We start from the raw sequence: 18383 nt of genomic DNA, 5'->3' as shown, positions 1-18383 counted from the left end.
TTTCACCCACCAACCTCATCCTGAGGAGCGGTGTCTTCGCCGCGTCTCGAAGGATGGCCGCATCGGGGGCCTGCATGGTTCGAGACGCGCCGTTGGCGCTCCTCACCATGAGGGGCTGGGCTAAATCTTCCTCCCCGCCCGCTCCCAATAGGGATCGCGCAGGCGGCGTTTGAAGATCTTGCCGGAATCCTCGCGCGGCAGCTTGGTCTGGATTTCGACGTGCTTGGGCACCTTGTAGTCAGCCAGTGACTTCTTGAGCTCGGCGCGGACCGCGGCGACGTCGAGCGTCACGCCCGGCTGCGGCTCCACGACAGCCATCAACGCTTCGCCAAACTCCTCGTCGGGAATGCCGAACACCGCGCAGTCATGGACGCCGGGCACGGCGTGCAGCGCGGCTTCGATCTCGGCGGGGTAGATGTTGACCCCGCCCGAAATCACCATGTCGCGCTTGCGGTCGCAGATGAAGACATAGCCGTCCTGATCGATATACCCGACATCGCCCGAGGTAATGAATCCCTCGCGGTCGATCTCGGAACGCTTCTCCGGCTTGTTGTGATAGGTGAAATCCGGATTGCCTGAAATCCGCGAATAGATTTCGCCGATCTCGCCCGGCGGCAGCACGCGCCCGTCATCGCCGATGAAGCGCAGTTCAGCGCCCGGCGATATCTTGCCGACGGTGCCGGGCTTCTTCAGCGCGTCCTCCGAATTGGCAAAGGTGACGGCGCCTGACTCGGTCGAGCCGTAGAATTCGTAGATCACCGGCCCCCACCATTCGATCATCGCGCGCTTGACGTCGGCCGGACAGGGCGCGGCGGCGTGGATGATGTGTCGCAGCGAGGACATGTCATATTTCCTGCGCACGGCCTCCGGCAGCTTCATCAGGCGGATGAACATGGTCGGCACCATGAATATCGTGTCGACCCGCTCCGTTTCGATCAGCCGCAAAAATTCCTCGGGCTCAAAGCGCGGCATCAATATCAGCGCGCCACCAAGCCGCCCGGCGCGCAGGCCGAACGAGTTCGGCGCGGAGTGATACAGTGGTCCCGGCAGGATCGTGCGCGCGCCCGGCTTGAGGCCGTAAATCATCGCCCGCATGGCTTCGGCGTTGGCAGACTGCGCGGGCGTCGGCGCAAAGCGGCGCACGCCCTTCGGGTGGCCCGTCGTGCCCGAAGTGTAGATCATGTTCTGCGGCTGCGGTACCACCGGCCCGTCATAGCGCGATTGTTGCTGGAGCCAGGATTCGAAGTCGATCGCGAAATCAGGCGTCGAGAGGTGATCAGGGTTGATCTTGTAGTTCGCCAAAATCTCCGGCGGCGTCGGCACGCTGAGCGCGGTGACGCCTGATGGAATCGCATCGCGCAATTGATGCAGCATGTCGGCATGCGCGATCAGCACCGAAGTGCCGGAATCCTTCAGCACGTAGTTGATTTCCTCCGGCTTGAAGTGCCAGTTCACGGGAACGCCGTAAGCGCCGAGCCGCATCGCGGCATAAGCGGCCTCGATGAAGGCGATGTCATTGCGCATCAGCATGCATACGCTGTCGCCCGGCTTGACGCCGAGCTTGTGCAATCCGCTGGCGATGCGATCAGTGCGCTCGGCGACCTCGGCATGCTCGCGCCGGCGCTGGCCGCTGATGATGCCGAGGAAGGGGGATGATGTTGTCATTGTCTTTTCCGATCTCTCGCCGGGTTTAAGGAAACTGTCATTCCGGGGCGTGCGCAGCACGAACTCCGATGTGCAATTGCACATCGGAGAATCTCGAGATTCCGGGTCTGGTGCTAGCGCACCATCCCGGAATGACAGCAAAATTATCCCGCATCCGCAAACTTCGGCGCCCGTTTCTCCAGATTGGCGCGCACGGCTTCCTGCTGGTTGGGCCCACCCATCAGCTTCATCTGCTCGACGGATTCGGCGAGCAATGCCGGGCCGGGATCGACGGACAGATTGTTGAGCATGCGCTTAGCGGCGCGGATCGCGTCGGGGCTCTTGCCGGCGATCTCACGCGCAACTTCGAAGGCCGCGGCGCGGGGGTCGTCGCAGATCCGCGTTGCAAGGCCATAGCTCATCGCTTCCTGCGCCGAGAAGATGCGCCCGGTGTAGGTGAGATCGCGCAGGATATCGTCGCGTACCAGGCTGGCGAGGATCGGCGTGCCCGCCATATCAGGCACCAGGCCCCATTTGATTTCCATGATCGACATCCGCGCATCAGGGGTGAGGAAGCGCATGTCGGCGCCGAGTGCGAGCTGGAACCCGCCGCCGAAGGCGACGCCCTGAATTGCCGCAATCACCGGCACCGGAAGTTGCCGCCAGCCCCACACCGCCTGCTGTGGAAAATTGGCGAGGCCATGGGTGCGCGCCGAAAGGTCGCGCTTCTCGCCGCCGGCGATCCCGTTACCGCCCTGCTCCTTCATCGCGGCGAAGCGGCCCATATCGAGGCCGGCGCAGAACGACCGTCCTTCGCCGGACAATACTACCGCCCGGACCCCTTTCTCATGCGCAAGTCGTTCAGTTGCAGCGACAATCGCCTCGAACATCGCGGCATCGAGCGCGTTCATTTTGTCGGCCCGCACCAGCCGGACGTCGGCAATGCCGTCCGAAATCGATATCGAAACGCGCTGCTCCATGAGAATTCTCCTCCATTCGTTGTTATCGCTTTACAGAACGGCGTTGTCCGGATTTAGTCAATCGACCAATTAACAGCAATTCCTTTCAGGTGGAAACGATGTTCAACGATCAGCTTCTCACCGGGCGACGCATTCTCGTGACCGGGGGCGGTACCGGCCTCGGCAAATCCATGGCAGCGCGATTCCTTGAGCTTGGCGCCGAGGTCCATATCTGCGGCCGTCGCAAGAGCGTGTGCGACGAGACCGCGACCGAATTGATGGACCTGCACGGCGGACGTGTGGTCAGCCACGGCGTCGATATCCGCAACGCGCTGGCGGTCGACGAGATGATCGAACAGATCTGGACCGGCGGTCCGCTCACCGATCTCATCAACAACGCCGCCGGCAATTTCGTCTCGCGCACCCAGGACCTGACGCCACGCGGCTTCGACGCGATTGCCAATATCGTGATGCACGGCACATTCTATGTCACCCACGCTATCGGCCGCCGCTGGATTGCCGAGAAGCAGCGCGGCAATGTGGTGTCGATCACCGTGACCTGGGTCCGCAACGGTTCGCCCTATGTGGTGCCGTCGGCGATGAGCAAATCGGCGATCCATGCCATGACCATGTCGCTGGCGATGGAATGGGGACGCTATGGTATCCGTCTTAACACCATCGCACCCGGTGAAATTCCGACCGAAGGCATGAGCAAGCGTCTCAACCCGGGCGATGAACCCGGTGCACGCACCATCGCACGGAATCCGATGGGACGCGTCGGCAAGATGGAAGAGTTGCAGAACCTTGCCGTGTTCCTGATCTCGGGCGGCTGCGACTGGATCAACGGTGAGACCATTGCGATGGACGGCGCACAGGCGCTGGCAACCGGCGGAAACTTCTACGAGCTGCGCGAGTGGTCCGATGCCGACTGGGAGCGCGCGCGGGATTCGATCAAGGCGCAGAACGAAAAAGACCGCGCGGCGCGGGGCGGGTAAAACTCTACGTCGTCCCGGCGAAGGCCGGGACCCATAGCCACCGTCGCCAATTGTTAAGAAGGCGACTAACCGCATCTCTTCACCGATGGGCCGCGGCGTATGGGTCCCGGCCTTCGCCGGGACGACGCTGCTTGTTTTTCGCGCGCGATACCGTCACACTCCTTGCAACTAAAACAAGACACGACGGGAGAAACATGTCCGCCACACAAGCGCCGGCAAATCTTGCCGATATGGTGCGCGAGCGCGCCAGGAGCCGCGGCAATGCGCTGGTCTATGAATTCGAGGGACGTCAGACCAGCTTCGCCGAATTCGACATCAAGACCAACCGCGTTGCGAATGCGCTTGTAGCGCTCGGCGTCAAGCCGGGCGAGCGCATCGCTTATCTCGGCAAGAACAGCGACATCTATTTCGAACTGTTGATGGGCGCGATGAAGGCCAATGTGGTGATGGCGCCGGTGAACTGGCGGCTCGCCGGGCCCGAGGTCGCGTTCATCGTCGCGGATTGCCGGGCGCCGGTGCTGTTCGTCGGACCGGAGTTCATCACGCAAGCCCGCAATATCAAGCCGCAGCTGCCTGACCTTCGCACCATCATCACCACCGAAGGCGGCGCGCCGGAATGGCCGGATTTTACGGCGTGGCGCGATGCGCAGAGCGGCGATGACCCCAAGGTGCCGATCAGCCCCAAGGACGTCGCGATCCAGCTCTATACGTCGGGCACGACAGGCAAGCCGAAGGGCGCGATGCTGTCGCATGCCAATTTCCTCAACCTGGTGCAGACCGGCAGCGAGGCCGAGAAGCCCGACTGGAACAAATGGTCGACCGACGACGTCTCGCTGGTGGCAATGCCGATCTTTCACATCGGCGGCTCCGGCTGGGGCGTGATGGGGCTCTATCATGGCGCCAAGGGCGTGATCGCGCGCGAGTTCGATCCCACCAAGGTGCTGGATTTCTTCGAACAGTCCGGCATCACCAAATTGTTCATGGTGCCGGCCGCGATGCAGTTCGTGGTGCGGCAGCCGCGCGCGCGGCAGGTCGATTTCTCGCGGCTTAAATACATGCTCTACGGCGCCTCGCCGATACCGGCGGCGCTGCTGAAGGAATGCATCGAGGTCTTCAAATGCGGCTTCGTGCAGATGTACGGCATGACCGAAACGACAGGCACTATCGTGGCGCTGCCGCCGGAGGACCACATCGAAGGCCTCGACCGCATGCGCTCGGCCGGCAAGGCGCTGCCCGGCATCGAGCTTGCTATCCTCGACGCCGACGGCACGCGGCTGCCGGTCGGTGAAGTCGGCGAGATCGCCACGCGTTCCGGCTCCAACATGGTCGGCTATTGGAACCTGCCGGAAGCCACCGCCAGGACGCTCGACCGCGACGGCTGGCTGCGCACCGGCGATGCCGGCTATATGGATAAGGATGGCTATCTCTACATCCACGACCGCATCAAGGACATGATCATCTCCGGCGGCGAGAACATCTATCCCGCCGAAGTCGAGAGCGCGATCTGCGATCACCCTGACGTCGCCGAAGCTGCTGTCATCGGCATCCCCGACGACAAATGGGGCGAAGCGGTCAAGGCGATCGTGGTGATGAAGCCCGGCAAGCAAGCTACTTCCGCCGACATCATCAACTTCACCCGCGAACGCATCGCCGGCTTCAAGACACCGAAGTCGGTGGATTTTCTCGAAGCGCTGCCGCGCAATCCGTCGGGCAAGATTTTGCGGCGGAATTTGCGCGACCCGTATTGGACGGGGAAGGACCGGCAGGTGAATTGATCCGTCATTGCGAGCGCAGCGAAGCAATCCATATCGCGGCATAACGGATGGATGGATTGCTTCGTCGCTAACGCTCCTCGCAATGACGGAAGCCCTCAATGCTTCCCCGCCCCCATATACCCAAACAGGAATCCTGCGACCTTGCGCTTCTGGATTTCCTCGCTGCCTTCGGTGATGCGGTAGCGCCGGTGGTGGCGGTAGATGTGTTCGAACGGTTTGTGGCGCGAGTAGCCCATGCCGCCATGGACCTGCATGGCGCGGTCGGCGGCTTCGCAGCAGAGGCGATTTGCCCAGAAATTGCACATCGAGACCCGGTCGGAAAGCGTGTGCTCGACCTCGGCCTGGGTCAGCTTGTCCATCTCCCACGCGGTCTTGCGGATCAACAGCCTCAGCATCTCGGCTTGCGTGGCCAGTTCCACCAGCGGCCACTGGATCGCCTGGTTCTCGGCCAGCGCCTTGCCGAACGGCTTTCGCTCGCGCGCGTATTTAACGCTTTCGTTGATGCAGTAGACCGCGGCGCCGAGCGAACTCGCCGCCTGCCGGATCCGGTTCTCGTGCACGAAGCATTGCGCCAGCGACAGGCCGCGGCCGACCTCGCCGAACAGCGCATCGTCAGGCACGAACACGTCGGTAAAGCTGACACGGGGGTGATCGGTCGGCATGTTGAAGGTCCACATATACTCCTCGACCTTTACGCCTTCAGCTTTGGCCGGCACCAGGAGGCAGGTGATGCCGCGCGCGTCGCCGTCATCGCCTGAGGTGCGGGCGAACAGCGCACAATGCGTCGCCACATGCATGCCCGTGGTCCACATCTTCTGGCCGTTGACGATCCAACCCTTGACGTTGTCACGGGTCGCCGGCACCGCCCTTGTTTCCATATGCGTGGCGTCGGAGCCGTGCTCGGGTTCCGTGAGGCCAAAGGTGATGCGGTACTTTCCGGTGATCGAACCGTCGATCATCGCCTTCTGTTCGTCGGTGCCGTAGCGGTCGAGCATGGTCACGATCGGCAGATTGCCGACGATCGAATGCTCGTTCTGCAGATCGTTGTGCAAGCCCAATCCCTGGGATGCAAAGTGCTCGCGGATCACGGCCATCCAGAGGTTGGAACCGTCCTTGCCGCCGTAGCGTTTCGGGATAGCAAAGCGCAGATGTCCAGCGGCGTCGGCGAGGTTTTTCGCCTTCCGCAGCAGCGCTTCCCATTCATGCCGCGGCAATCCGCCCTTGTCGAAATCGGTGCGCGCCCATTCGCGGCGATGGTCGAAGAAGCGGATGTTGTCGTCGGCCTCTTCCAGCGGCTTGATCTCGCGCGCGATGAACTTGTCGAGTTCGTCGAGGTAAGCGACGAGGTCGGCGGGCAATGCAAAATCCACGGCGGTCTCTCCCGAAAATGTCGTTTATTGTGTTTAGTGGCTAGCCGGACCAGGCGGCGCATGTTCGATTAAGGTTGGAATACCCTGGCCAAGTCAAGCAACGGAATATCGCTTGTGACGCGCGGCTCGCTTGCGTAATTGAATGGGTTCCGGCGGCTGGCACCGCGCTATTATTCCTCGTCACAGAAAAACAGCGGGAGCGAACATGGATCTGAAATTCTCGAAAGTGACTCGCAAGGGTCCGATCACCATCATCACGTTGAACCGCCCCGAAGTGTACAATGCGCTGCATATCGATGCGCATTTTGAACTCAACAAGGTGTTCGACGATTTCTCCGCCGATCCCGGCCAGTGGGTGGCGATCGTCACCGGCGCCGGCGACAAGGCCTTTTGTGCCGGCAACGATCTGAAATGGCAGGCGGCCGGCGGCAAGCGCGGCTGGGACAAGGGCGGCTTTGCCGGCCTCACCTCGCGGTTCGACTGCGACAAGCCGATCATCGCCGCCGTCAACGGCGTCGCGATGGGCGGCGGGTTCGAGATCGCGCTGGCCTGCGACCTCATCATCGCTTCCGAGAACGCGACCTTCGCGCTGCCCGAACCGCGCGTCGGCCTCGCCGCGCTCGCCGGCGGCGTGCACCGGCTGCCGCGCCAGATCGGCATGAAGCGCGCCATGGGCATGATCCTGACCGCGCGCCACGTCTCGGCGAAAGAAGGTCTCGAACTCGGCTTCGTCAACGAAGTCGTCCCCGCCGGCGAAGCGCTGGCCGCGGCCGAGCGCTGGGCCGAGACCATTGCCAAGAATTCGCCGATGTCGATCCGCGCCTCCAAGCAGGCGATCCAGAAGGGCATGGCGGTCTCGCTGGAACAGGCGATCGCCGAGCAGCGCGAATATCCGGCGGTGAAGGCGATGGCGGCTTCCCAGGATTACATCGAGGGACCGAAGGCGTTTTCGGAGAAGCGCGCGCCGAAATGGCAGGGGAAATAAGCTCTCGTGTCCCGGACGCGGTGCAGCGCTCTTGCGCTGCTCCGCAGAGCCGGGGCCCACAGTGCCGCAGATGGACCCCGGCTCTGCAGCGCACCGCTTCGCGCTGCGCCGCGTCCGGGGGAACGAACGTTCTCACTTCGACCCCAACTCCCGCTTGTACGACGCGTAGTTCGGCTGATCGACGGCGAGCTTGTCCATCGTGGTTTGCCAGAGATGATCGGCCAGCCCCGGCGTTTGCAGATCGACCTCGCCGTTTGCAATTTTATCCGACAGCGCGCGGTTGAGGTCGAGCAGTGCACCGTCGATGCCGAGCAGTTGCTTGAGCCGCGCGGCTTCTGCGCTGTCGCCATCACCTTCCAGCGCCAATTGCCGCGTCACCAGATCGAGGCCGTTGATGGCGACGCGGAGCTTGAAAGCGTTGTGGCCCTTGATGGCGGGCGTGATCTCGTTGCGCAGAAAATCCGCGACCGCCTTGATCAGTTCGGTGGGTGTCGGTTCGTCCTGCATCTTATTTCCCCCTCGGGGCCAGCAGTCTCAGCAAATCGATTTCGGTCTCCGACGAACGCCGCCCGATCATCGCGCGCTCCATCGAATGATTGGGGCCCTGGCGAAACCGCTGCATCATGCCGCAGCACATGATGCCCCAGCGCAGCGTGCCCATCACTTCCCAGAACATCACGCGGTCGGGATCGGCCTTGCGCCCGGCCGCCTCATAGCCGGCGAACAGATCTTCGCGCGAACCAAAGCCCCCGACCGGCTTGTCGATCTCACCAAAGCGCCAGGAATTGACGCAGATCCAGCCGAGATCCTCCATTGGATCGCCGAAATGCGCCAGTTCCCAATCCAGCACGGCGCGGACGCCGTCGGGCCCGATGATGAGGTTGCCGTGGCGGAAATCGCCGTGCACCAGCGTTACTTCCTTGGAAGGACCGGGATCGCGTTCGCGCAGCCAGCGCAGCGCCAGCTCGAACACCGGACGCGGCCGGCCAAAACTGCGATACTCGCGATCGAGATCGGCGATCTCCTTTGTCGCCGTCATCTCGCGCAGCTTTGGCAGTTTTGCCGCCGGCAAGCCGTGGATGCCCGCGACCACCCCGCCGAGCTGGCGCGCCAGCATCGGGCGCGCCGGTGCGAATTGTTCGTCGCGCAGAATTTTTCGCGCGATGGTTTCGCCCTCGATGCGTTGCATGATGAAGCCGGTGCCGAGTTCGTCCTCGGGCTTCAGGACATGCATCACGCGCGGCGACGGCAGGCCGGCATCGTGCGCCAGCTGCATCAGCGTCGCCTCGGCATCGAGCCCGGCGGCGCGGCCGGGTGACGCGCCATAGCCCGGCGGCGCGCGGCGCAGGATCGCGCCGACATTGCCGCTGGGATGCACGATGTCGAACGTCCAGGTCTCCTGGCTGGCGCCGCCGGAAAGCTTTGCCGCGCCAGTGACGCCGGTCGCGCCCGGATACCAGGCGGCGACGCAGCGTCCGAGTTCGGCCTCGATCATTTGCCCTTGAACTTGGCTGGACGCTTTTCAAGGAACGCGGTGACGCCTTCCTTGAAATCCTCCGCCGAGCCCGCGATACGCTGCGACTCGAACTCGAGGTTGAGCTGTTCCTCGAAGGAGTTTTCCGGGCTGTCCCAATAAAGCTTGCGGATCAGTGACAGCGCGATCGTTGGGCCATTGGCGAGATCATGCGCCAGCTTCATCGCCTCTTCCATCAGGACCGCATCGTCATGGACGCGGTTGACGAGACCCCATTCCAGCGCCTTTTCCGCCGGCAACCGCTCGCCCATCAGCGACAACTCGACCGAGCGCGCCTTGCCGATCATGCGCGGCAATAGCCAGGTCGATCCGCAATCCGGCACCAGGCCGATGCGGCGGAACGCCTGCAGGAAATAGGACGAGCGCGCGCACAGGATCATGTCGCCCATCAGCGCAAAGCTCATGCCGGCGCCGGCGGCCGGGCCGTTGACGGCGGTCACGAGCGGGCAATGAAGCTTGCGAATGCGCCGCAGGAAGGGATGGAAGCCAGTTTCCAGCGAGGCGCCGGCGTTGCTCTTGCCGGGCTTCTGATTGTTGCGGCCCTGCAAATTGGCGCCAGTGCAGAAGGCACGGCCGGCACCGGTCAGCACGACGCAGCGCACTTGCTCCTTCTTGTCCTCGATCTCGTCGAGCGCATCGGCAAGCCCGCCCAGCATGTCCATGGAGACCGCGTTCATGACCTCCTGATGATCAAGCCTGAGAACGGCGACCGGGCCATCGAAATCGAGCGTGACGTGCTTGAACTGCATTGTTTCCTCATGAGTTGTGTTTACGCGCTATCAGGCTGCGCGATGGGCGGATGTGTTGCTTGGGCCCATATTTGATTTTCCTGATCGGCTTGTCCATGGTTGAACGCGAACATCTGCCCGCCACCGGGCGCACGACTTGAGGAAACATTCATGAGCATTTTCGATCTCTCCGGCCGCGTTGCCGTCATCACCGGCGGTAATGGCGGCATCGGCCTCGGCATCGCGCAGGCGTTGAACGCCGCGGGCTGCACCGTTTCGATCTGGGGCCGCAACGCCGACAAGAATGCGAGCGCGGCAGCAAGCCTCGCCAAGGGTCCCGGCAAGGTCGATACAAGGATCTGCGACGTCAGCGATCCCGCCTCCGTCAAGGCCGCGATGAAGGCCACGCTGGATACACTCGGCCGCGTCGACGGTTGCTTTGCCAATGCCGGCATCGGCGGCGGCGGACGGCGCGCCTTCATCGACCGTACGGAGGAAGAGTGGCGAAAAATGTTCGCGACCAATCTCGACGGCGTCTTCCACGTGTTCCAGGCCGCCGCCCGCCACATGACCGAGCGCGCGGAAGCCGGCGACAAGTTCGGCCGGCTGGTGGCGACCTCGAGCCTGGCGTCGCTGTTCGGCACCGCGCGCAACGAGCACTACGCCGGCACCAAGGCCGCGCTGAACGCGCTGTGCCGCGCGCTCGCCGTCGAACTCGCCCGTCACGGCGTGACGGCGAATGCGATCCTGCCCGGCTGGATCAAGAGCGACATGACGGCGGGCATCATGGCGAACGACAAATTCGTCGCCAACGTGATGCCGCGCATTCCAGTGCGCCGCTTCGGCGAGCCCGCGGATTTCGGCGGCATCGCGGTGTACATCATGAGCCAGGCCTCGTCGTATCATACGGCGGATTGCTTTGTGATCGATGGCGGGTATACGGCGTTTTGAGGGTGGACGTGGCGAAGCTCTCTACACTCGTCGTCCCGGCGAACGCCGAGACCCATACTCCGCGGCGGATGTTGTTTGCAGAAGGTCTCCAACGCCAGCGCTCCAATTGATGGGCCGCGGCGTATGGGTCCCGGCCCAAGGCCGGGACGACGAAAATTATTCTCGCGACGCATAGCGCCCGAGCTTTGCCCGAAATTCCTTGCCCTCTTCAAACAGAGGGCGCAGGGAAGACCGGGTGCGCGCTGCACCCGCGGTCCCGTGTGCGGTTAGCACTAAGTAGGCTGCACACGAGCATACAGGGCAGCGGAGAACACCCGGCCTTCCCTGCGCAATGGCTTTACGGCTTATGCCGTGCTCTCCCCGGAGACGAGTTCTGGGTTGACTCCGTCGCTATCGTTTCAGCTCACGCTTAGCCGACAACTTGACGCCTGCAACGGGCACCAGGACCACACGGTTTTGCCGTACGCTAAATCCACGCCGTCGTCAGACGTGAACCAGCGTCCACCGCATCCCGCCGCGCGTTCGTGACGTGCGCACGCCCCTCTTGTCGGGCGGGACGCGACGATTCAAACCGCTGATTTGCCCGACGAGGGAAGCGGAAATTTGCCCGTCGGGTTAATTTGTCGCAGCAGCCCATCCACCGTCACGCCCGATCCGCAATTGCGCATCTGAGGGCGATGCGCAGCATCGAGCCCGGAATCCATCGGGCGACAGTCCATGCGGACAAATGGATTCCGGGCCCGCGCCAAGTGGCGCGTCCTCAGATGCGCAATTGCGCATCGGGGAATGACGAGGTGAGAGACGTTGCGCGCTCACCCCCACGGGCCGCGCGAGGCCGAGGGGCGGCCCCACGGGCCGCGGCGGGGCGTGCTGCGACCGGCACCAGCGGAAGCCGTGCCGCCCGCGCCCAATTCCGCCGCGAGCTGCTGCAGGGCGGCGATGCGGTTCTCGGTCGAGGGGTGCGTCGTGAACAAATTGTCGACGCCGTGTCCCGACAGCGGGTTGATGATGAACATGTGCGCGGTTGCCGGATTGCGCTCGGCCTCCATGTTCGGCACCTGGTGCGCCGCGCCGGCAATCTTGGACAGCGCGGAAGCGAGCCACATCGGCTGACCCACGATGCGCGCGCCGAGATCGTCGGCGGCGTATTCGCGGGTCCGGCTGATCGCCATCTGCACCAGCATGGCGCCGAGCGGCGCCAGGATCATCATCGCGATCGAGCCGATGATGCCGGGGCCGTGGTTGTTGTCGCGGTTGCCGCCGAAGAACGCGCCGAACTGCGCCACCATCGAGATGGCGCCGGCAATGGTCGCGGTGATCGTCATCAGCAACGTGTCGTGGTTCTTGATGTGCGCGAGCTCGTGCGCGATCACGCCGGCCAGTTCCTCGCGGCTGAGCGACTGCATCAGGCCGGTGGTCACGGCAACCGCCGCGTTCTGCGGATTCCGGCCGGTGGCGAACGCATTGGGCTGCGCCTCGTCCATCACGAAGACGCGCGGCATCGGCAGGCCGGCGCGCCCGGCAAGCTCGGCCACGAGGTTGTAGAGGTCGGGCGCGGTTTGCCGGTCGACCTCATGGGCGCCGTACATCGACAGCACCATGCGGTCCGAATTCCAGTAGGCGAAAAGATTGGTCGCGGCGGCGATCACAAGCGCGATCATGGCGCCGCCGGCGCCGCCGATCAGATAGCCGACGCCCATGAAGAGGCCGGTAAGACCGGCCAGGAGAATGGCAGTCTTGAAATAGCTCATTGTTGTCTCCCTGCCGCCGCGGCGGCATGCCGTGGCAGACATGACAGGATGTATGGAGCCTACTGGCCTCCCTTCAAGAAGCCATGGTGCGTCGAGGCGCCGCGGATTACCCGGATGTAATCTGGCGGATAGCGGACGGAATCGATTGGTTAATGGCTTGAGCCATCCAGCGGGTATTCTGGCGAATTAGTGATCCAGCCGAGGTTCCCTTGGTGGCCGGAACGTGAGAAAATGCACGGGTGAAAATATCGTTCCACCTTTCCCGGCTGCTGGCGATCTTCGTGATCGCAGGGCTCGTGTTTGCGCCGCTTTCCCGGCCTGCGAATGCGGGCGGCGGTATGGCCATGGCTGCGCCGGTGGCGGCGGAGATGTCTGAAATGGCCGCCGACATGCCATGCTGCCCGGACAAATCCGTGCCCATGGATTGCGACCAGTGCCCCCTGATGGCGCTCTGCATGGTCACGAATTTTCAGGTGCCGTCGCCGGCCGGAATGATTGAAATCCGGCCCGTCACGGTCCGGCTGCTGGCGCCGGGCAGCGATCCCGAAGCGGATAGCCTCGGCCAACATCCCCCGCCAAGACCTCCCCGACTCCTGGTCCATTCGGCTTAACGCCTGACGTCGTGCGGCGCTTTGATGCGCCCGTGATCCATGCCGCTCACGCGGCAGATCCAGGACAATCGAGGATATAGAAAATGAAGACGTTCACCCACGCGCGCGCCTTGCGGGCCGCGCTGATCGCTGCCGCCATCGGCGGCGCAAGCACGGCCGCGCTCGCGGACATCAAGGACTACAAGTTCGAACTCGTCGATCAGACCGTCCAGGCCGGACCCGACAAGACCATCACGGTTCGGCTGATGAACACGAAAACCGGAAAGCCGGTACCGGATGCCGTCATCTTTGCCACCCGCCTGGACATGGCTCCGGACGGCATGCAGGAAATGGCGACTAAGCTCACGCCGGTGCCGGGTGCCGAGCCAGGTACCTATAAGTTCAAGGCGACATTCGGCATGGCCGGCCGCTGGCAGCTTTCGCTCGGCGCGAAGGTCCAGGGCGAGACCGGTACCGTCGACAACAAGCTTGTCATCACGGCGCAGAAATGAACCGCGCCGTCATCGCAAGCGCCACCGCCGTGTTGATCGCGGCGGCGGGTGCCGGGCTCGTCCTCGCCGGCGCGCAGGGACTGCCCGCGCGCGCCATCGCCATGATCACGCGCGCTGCGGCCGACGAGAGCCGCGCGTCGATCTATTTTCAGGACCCGGACGGCAGACCGTCGTATTCGCTGACGCCGAAAAAGACGCCCGACGGCCGCGACTATCGCCCCGTTCCGGCCGGAGCCGACGTCAGCTTCGATGAGGAGGCTCCCGAGAAGACAACGCCGGCGGCGTCCGCCGGCGGCGCTGATCGCAAGATCAAATACTACCGCAACCCAATGGGACTGCCGGACACCTCCCCTACCCCCAAGAAGGATCCGATGGGGATGGATTACATCGCCGTCTATGAGGGCGAGGACAGCGATGACGGTTCGGTAAAACTGTCGCCGGGAAAAATCCAGCGCACCGGCGTCAGGTCCGAGCCGGCGGCGCCGCGCACCATCCGCAGCACGATCCACGCGCCGGGCACCATTCAGCTCGACGAGCGCCGCGTCTCGGTGATCGCGATGCGGGCCGAAAGCTACCTGCAGAAGATCGCCAACGTCACCACCGGGAGCCGCGTCGCCAAGGGCCAGCCCTTGATGGAAGTCTACAGTCCGGCGATATCGTCGGCTGCGGCCGAATACATTTCGACTATCAACTCGAAGGCCATCAGTGGCGACGCGGCCTATGGCAAGGGTTCACGGCAGCGGCTGATGAATCTCGACGTGCCCGAAGCGGCCATCGTCGCGATGGAGAAAAGCCGGACGGTTCCGATCGGGATCGAGTGGACGTCGCCGCGCGACGGCATCGTGCTCGAACGCAACGCCATCGAGGGCGCGCGCGCACAGCCGGGCGACGTTCTATTCCGGATCGCCGACCATGCTTTGCTCTGGGCCATCATCGACGTCGCCGAACGCGACATGGGGATGCTGACGGTGGGGCAATCGGCGACCGTCAAGGCGCGCGGCTTTCCCGGCCGCACCTTCACCGGGACAATCAGCGTCATCTATCCGCAGATCAACAAGGAGACGCGCACCGGGCGCTTGCGAATCGAGCTAGCCAATCCCGACCTGGTGCTGATCCACGACATGTATGTCGAGGCCGAAATCGACATCGGCAATTCCACGCCGGTGCTGACAATCCCGGAGAGCGCCGTGATGGACACCGGCCGGCGTCAGGCAGTGTTCGTTGACAAGGGCGAAGGCCGTTTCGAGCCGCGCGAAGTCAAGCTCGGCCATCGCGGCGATGGTTATGTGGAGGTACGGGACGGCGTCAGCGAAGGCGAGCCGGTGGTGGTTTCGGCGAACTTCCTGATCGATGCGGAAAGCAATCTGAAGGCCGCCCTGAAGGGCTTTGCCGACGGAGCGCAGCCATGATCGCCCGCCTGATCGCGTGGTCGGCGCGCAATCTGCTGCTGGTGCTGTTCGGCACCGGTTTCGCCACCGCCGCCGGCCTCTATGCGCTGGCGCATCTGCCGCTGGATGCCATTCCCGACCTCTCCGACACCCAGGTGATCGTCTATACGGAGTATCCCGGCCAGGCGCCGCAGGTGATCGAGGACCAGGTCACCTACCCCTTGACCACGGCGATGCTGACGGTGCCGCGCTCAAAGGTGGTGCGCGGGTTCTCGTTCTTCGGCGTGTCGTTCGTCTATGTGATCTTCGAGGACGGCACCGATATCTACTGGGCGCGCTCGCGCGTGCTCGAATTCCTCAACAGCGCTTCGGCGCGCCTGCCCGCGGGCGTGACGCCGACAATGGGACCGGACGCCACCGGCGTCGGCTGGGTCTACCAATACGCCGTGATGTCGAAAGAGCTGAACCTTTCCGACACCCGCGCGATCCAGGACTGGAATCTGAAGTTCGCACTTGCCAAGGCCGAAGGCGTCGCCGAGGTCGCCAGCGTCGGCGGCTTCGTCCGACAATACAACGTGGTGCTCGATCCGCAGCGCATGCGCGACCTCGGCATCACCATGCCCAAGATGCGCGACGCCATCCGCGCCAGCAATGCCGATGTCGGCGGCCGCACCGTCGAATTGTCCGAGTTCGAATACGTCATTCGCGGCAAAGGCTACATCAAGGGTATCAACGACCTCGGCAATATCGTGCTCAAGAGCAGCGGCGGCACGCCGGTGCTGCTGAAAGACGTCGCCCGCGTCGAACTCGGGCCCGACGAGCGGCGCGGCATCACCGAACTCAACGGCGAAGGCGAAGTCGCCAGCGGAATCGTGCTGCAGCGTTTCGGCGTCAATGCGCTGGACGTGATCCAGAACGTCAAGAAGCGGATTGCCGAGATCGCCAGCGGCCTGCCGAAATCGGTCGAGATCGTCGCGGTCTACGACCGCTCGGACCTGATCAACGCCGCGATCGATACGCTCAAGCGCACGCTGTTCGAAGAGAGCGTGATCGTCGGGCTGGTGTGCATCGTGTTCCTGCTGCATGTGCGCAGCGCCCTGGTCGCGATCCTGATGCTGCCGGTCGGCGTGCTGATGGCGTTCGGCGCCATGAAGCTGCTCGGCCTCGGCTCCAACATCATGAGCCTCGGCGGCATCGCGATCGCGATCGGCGCCATGGTCGATGCGGCCATCGTGATGATCGAAAACGCGCACAAGCATCTGGAGCGCGCCGAGCCTGGGCGATCGCGCATCGATGTGCTGATCGAGGCGGCGTCACAGGTGGGACCCGCGCTGTTCTTCAGCCTGATGATCATCACCGTGTCGTTCATGCCGATATTTACGCTGGAATCGCAGGAAGGCCGGCTGTTCAGCCCGCTCGCCTTCACCAAGACCTTTGCGATGGCGGCGGCGGCCTTGTTGTCGGTGACGCTGGTGCCGGCACTGATGGTGATCTTCGTGCGCGGCAAGATCATTCCCGAGCACAGGAACCCGATCAACCGCTTCCTGATCTGGGTCTACCGTCCCGTCATCAAGGCCGTGATGCGCGCCAAGGTGCTGGTCATCCTTCTGGCGTCGGCGGTGCTCGCCGTGACGATCTGGCCGGCGCGGCAGCTCGGCACCGAGTTCATGCCTAACCTCAACGAAGGCACTTTGCTCTACATGCCGACGACACTGCCCGGCATATCCGTCACCAAGGCCGGTGAATTGCTGCAGACCCAGGACCGGATCATCCGAAGTTTTCCGGAGGTCGCTTCCGTGTACGGCAAGGCCGGACGCGCCCTGACGGCGACCGATCCCGCCCCCTCCGAAATGTTCGAGACCGTGATCAATCTCAAACCAAAGGCGGAATGGCGGGCCGGCGTCACCGTGGAGAGCCTGACCGCCGAGATGGACCGGGCGCTGCAGTTTCCCGGCGTTTCCAACGCCTGGACCCAGCCGATCAAGGCGCGCATCGACATGCTGTCGACCGGCATCCGGACGCCTGTTGGCGTCAAGGTGATCGGCACCGACCTCAACGAGATCGACCGGCTCGCAAAACAGATCGAACAGGTGCTCAAGGCGGTGCCCGGCACGTCATCGGCCTATGCCGAACGCGGCATCGGCGGCTATTACCTCGACATCGTCCCCGACCGTGCGGCACTGGCGCGCTACAGCATCATGGTGCAGGACGTCAACGACGTGATCGCGACCGCGCTTGGCGGCCAGACCGTCACCACGACCGTCGAAGGGCGCCAGCGCTTCGGCGTCAACATGCGCTATCCCCGCGATCTGCGCGGCGACACGCAATCCATCATCCGTGACGTGCTGGTGCCGATGCCGGGCGGCGGCGCGGTGCCGCTCGGCGAAGTCGCCAAGGTCGCACCGTCGCGCGGGCCGACCTCGATCCGCACCGAGAACGGACAGCTCGCGGTCTACATCTATGTCGATATCCGCGACCGCGACATCGGCAGCTACGTCGCCGACGCGCAGGCCGCGGTGAAAGCCAGTATCGAATTTCCGCCGGGCGCTTACGTGATGTGGAGCGGGAGTTACGAATACCTCGAACGCGCCACCGCGCGGCTGAAGATCGTGGTGCCGGTGACGCTGATGATCATCTTCCTGCTGCTCTACCTCAACTTCCGCTCGCTGACCGAAACCATGATCGTGATGCTGTCGCTGCCGTTCGCACTGGTCGGCGGGCTCTGGCTGATGTGGTGGCTGGGCTTCAACCTGTCGGTCGCCGTCGTCGTCGGCTTCATCGCGCTTGCCGGCGTCGCCGCCGAGACCGGCGTCGTGATGCTGATCTATCTCAACCAGGCGCTCGACGAGATCAGGGCGCGCCGGGCGGCCGAGGGCCGTGCCCTGACGAAGCAGGACTTTTACGATGCGATCATGGAGGGCGCCGTCGAGCGGGTGCGGCCGAAAATGATGACGGTCGTCGCCATCATGGCGGGGCTATTGCCAATCATGTGGAGCACCGGCACGGGCTCCGAAATCATGCAGCGCATCGCGGTGCCGATGATCGGCGGCATGATTTCATCGACGCTACTGACCTTGATCGTGATTCCCGCGATCTATGCGCTGGTCAAAGGCGCGCGGCTGGAGCGGGTCCGCAGCCCGGCGATGAATCTCAATGGCAAGCCGGGCGAGGCCGGAATATGATGTTGGCCCCGCAGGGCGA

General features: G+C 63.6%; 15 protein-coding genes. 8 read left to right on the top strand and 7 right to left on the bottom strand.

The annotated features are described in order from the left end of the window. Positions 1-120: 120 nt before the first annotated feature. On the bottom strand, positions 121-1665 hold the full coding sequence (locus JQ558_RS22395) for an acyl-CoA synthetase (RefSeq protein ID WP_212295110.1): 1545 nt from the start codon (positions 1663-1665) through the stop codon (positions 121-123). 143 nt (positions 1666-1808) lie between these two features. Further along, positions 1809-2624, bottom strand: a complete 816-nt coding sequence (locus JQ558_RS22390) for a crotonase/enoyl-CoA hydratase family protein (protein WP_212205073.1) — start codon at positions 2622-2624, stop codon at positions 1809-1811. Between the two features lie 98 nt (positions 2625-2722). Here JQ558_RS22390 and JQ558_RS22385 point away from each other — a divergent pair, with 98 nt between their 5' ends. Beyond that, positions 2723-3598 carry an SDR family oxidoreductase gene (locus JQ558_RS22385; RefSeq protein ID WP_212205071.1) on the top strand — a complete coding sequence of 292 codons (876 nt, stop codon included), beginning with the start codon at positions 2723-2725 and terminating at the stop codon, positions 3596-3598. A gap of 194 nt (positions 3599-3792) precedes the next feature. Next, positions 3793-5373 (top strand): fatty acid--CoA ligase, encoded by a 1581-nt coding sequence (locus JQ558_RS22380; RefSeq protein WP_212295109.1) that lies wholly within the window; start codon positions 3793-3795, stop codon positions 5371-5373. A 95-nt stretch (positions 5374-5468) separates the two neighbouring features. On the opposite strand, the gene JQ558_RS22375 is transcribed toward JQ558_RS22380, so the two are convergent. Then, the gene (locus JQ558_RS22375; protein WP_212273640.1) at positions 5469-6743 is read right to left on the bottom strand and encodes an acyl-CoA dehydrogenase family protein; all 1275 of its coding nucleotides are present in this window, start codon (positions 6741-6743) and stop codon (positions 5469-5471) included. 205 nt (positions 6744-6948) lie between these two features. Between JQ558_RS22375 and JQ558_RS22370 the strand changes: the two genes are divergently transcribed. Then, entirely contained in the window at positions 6949-7728 is a 780-nt protein-coding gene (locus JQ558_RS22370) for an enoyl-CoA hydratase-related protein (RefSeq protein WP_212295107.1), read from the top strand. A gap of 132 nt (positions 7729-7860) precedes the next feature. On the opposite strand, the gene JQ558_RS22365 is transcribed toward JQ558_RS22370, so the two are convergent. The 3 genes from JQ558_RS22365 to JQ558_RS22355 are packed head-to-tail and all read right to left on the bottom strand — an operon-like array spanning position 7861 to position 10011. After that, positions 7861-8235, bottom strand: coding sequence for a DUF6285 domain-containing protein (locus JQ558_RS22365; RefSeq protein ID WP_212273641.1), 375 nt, complete (start codon positions 8233-8235; stop codon positions 7861-7863). Position 8236: 1 nt separating this feature from the next. Beyond that, positions 8237-9223 (bottom strand): phosphotransferase family protein, encoded by a 987-nt coding sequence (locus JQ558_RS22360; protein ID WP_212295105.1) that lies wholly within the window; start codon positions 9221-9223, stop codon positions 8237-8239. Further along, positions 9220-10011, bottom strand: coding sequence for an enoyl-CoA hydratase/isomerase (locus JQ558_RS22355; RefSeq protein WP_212000646.1), 792 nt, complete (start codon positions 10009-10011; stop codon positions 9220-9222). The genes JQ558_RS22360 and JQ558_RS22355 overlap by 4 nt, the downstream gene beginning before the upstream one ends. A 150-nt stretch (positions 10012-10161) precedes the next feature. Here JQ558_RS22355 and JQ558_RS22350 point away from each other — a divergent pair, with 150 nt between their 5' ends. Further along, a complete protein-coding gene (locus JQ558_RS22350; protein WP_212273643.1) occupies positions 10162-10941 on the top strand; it encodes an SDR family NAD(P)-dependent oxidoreductase in 780 nt (259 codons plus the stop codon). A gap of 812 nt (positions 10942-11753) precedes the next feature. Here JQ558_RS22350 and htpX read toward each other — a convergent pair. Further along, positions 11754-12692, bottom strand: a complete 939-nt coding sequence (gene htpX, locus JQ558_RS22345; protein WP_212210721.1) for a zinc metalloprotease HtpX — start codon at positions 12690-12692, stop codon at positions 11754-11756. A 239-nt stretch (positions 12693-12931) separates the two neighbouring features. On the opposite strand from htpX, the gene JQ558_RS22340 reads away from it, so the two are divergent. The 4 genes from JQ558_RS22340 to JQ558_RS22325 all read left to right on the top strand — a co-directional run bounded on the left by JQ558_RS22340 (position 12932) and on the right by JQ558_RS22325 (position 18364). Next, a complete protein-coding gene (locus tag JQ558_RS22340; protein WP_212210719.1) occupies positions 12932-13303 on the top strand; it encodes a hypothetical protein in 372 nt (123 codons plus the stop codon). An 83-nt stretch (positions 13304-13386) separates the two neighbouring features. Next, entirely contained in the window at positions 13387-13794 is a 408-nt protein-coding gene (locus tag JQ558_RS22335) for a FixH family protein (RefSeq protein ID WP_212210717.1), read from the top strand. Next, positions 13791-15203, top strand: a complete 1413-nt coding sequence (locus tag JQ558_RS22330) for an efflux RND transporter periplasmic adaptor subunit (protein ID WP_212295103.1) — start codon at positions 13791-13793, stop codon at positions 15201-15203. The genes JQ558_RS22335 and JQ558_RS22330 overlap by 4 nt, the downstream gene beginning before the upstream one ends. Further along, positions 15200-18364 (top strand): efflux RND transporter permease subunit, encoded by a 3165-nt coding sequence (locus JQ558_RS22325; RefSeq protein ID WP_212295101.1) that lies wholly within the window; start codon positions 15200-15202, stop codon positions 18362-18364. Before JQ558_RS22330 ends, JQ558_RS22325 begins: the two co-directional genes overlap by 4 nt. Positions 18365-18383 lie beyond the last annotated feature (19 nt).

The sequence above is a fragment of the Bradyrhizobium sp. AUGA SZCCT0160 genome, from assembly GCF_018130105.1.
Classification (GTDB): Bacteria; Pseudomonadota; Alphaproteobacteria; order Rhizobiales; family Xanthobacteraceae; genus Bradyrhizobium.
This window is presented reverse-complemented; position numbering and strand designations above follow the sequence as displayed.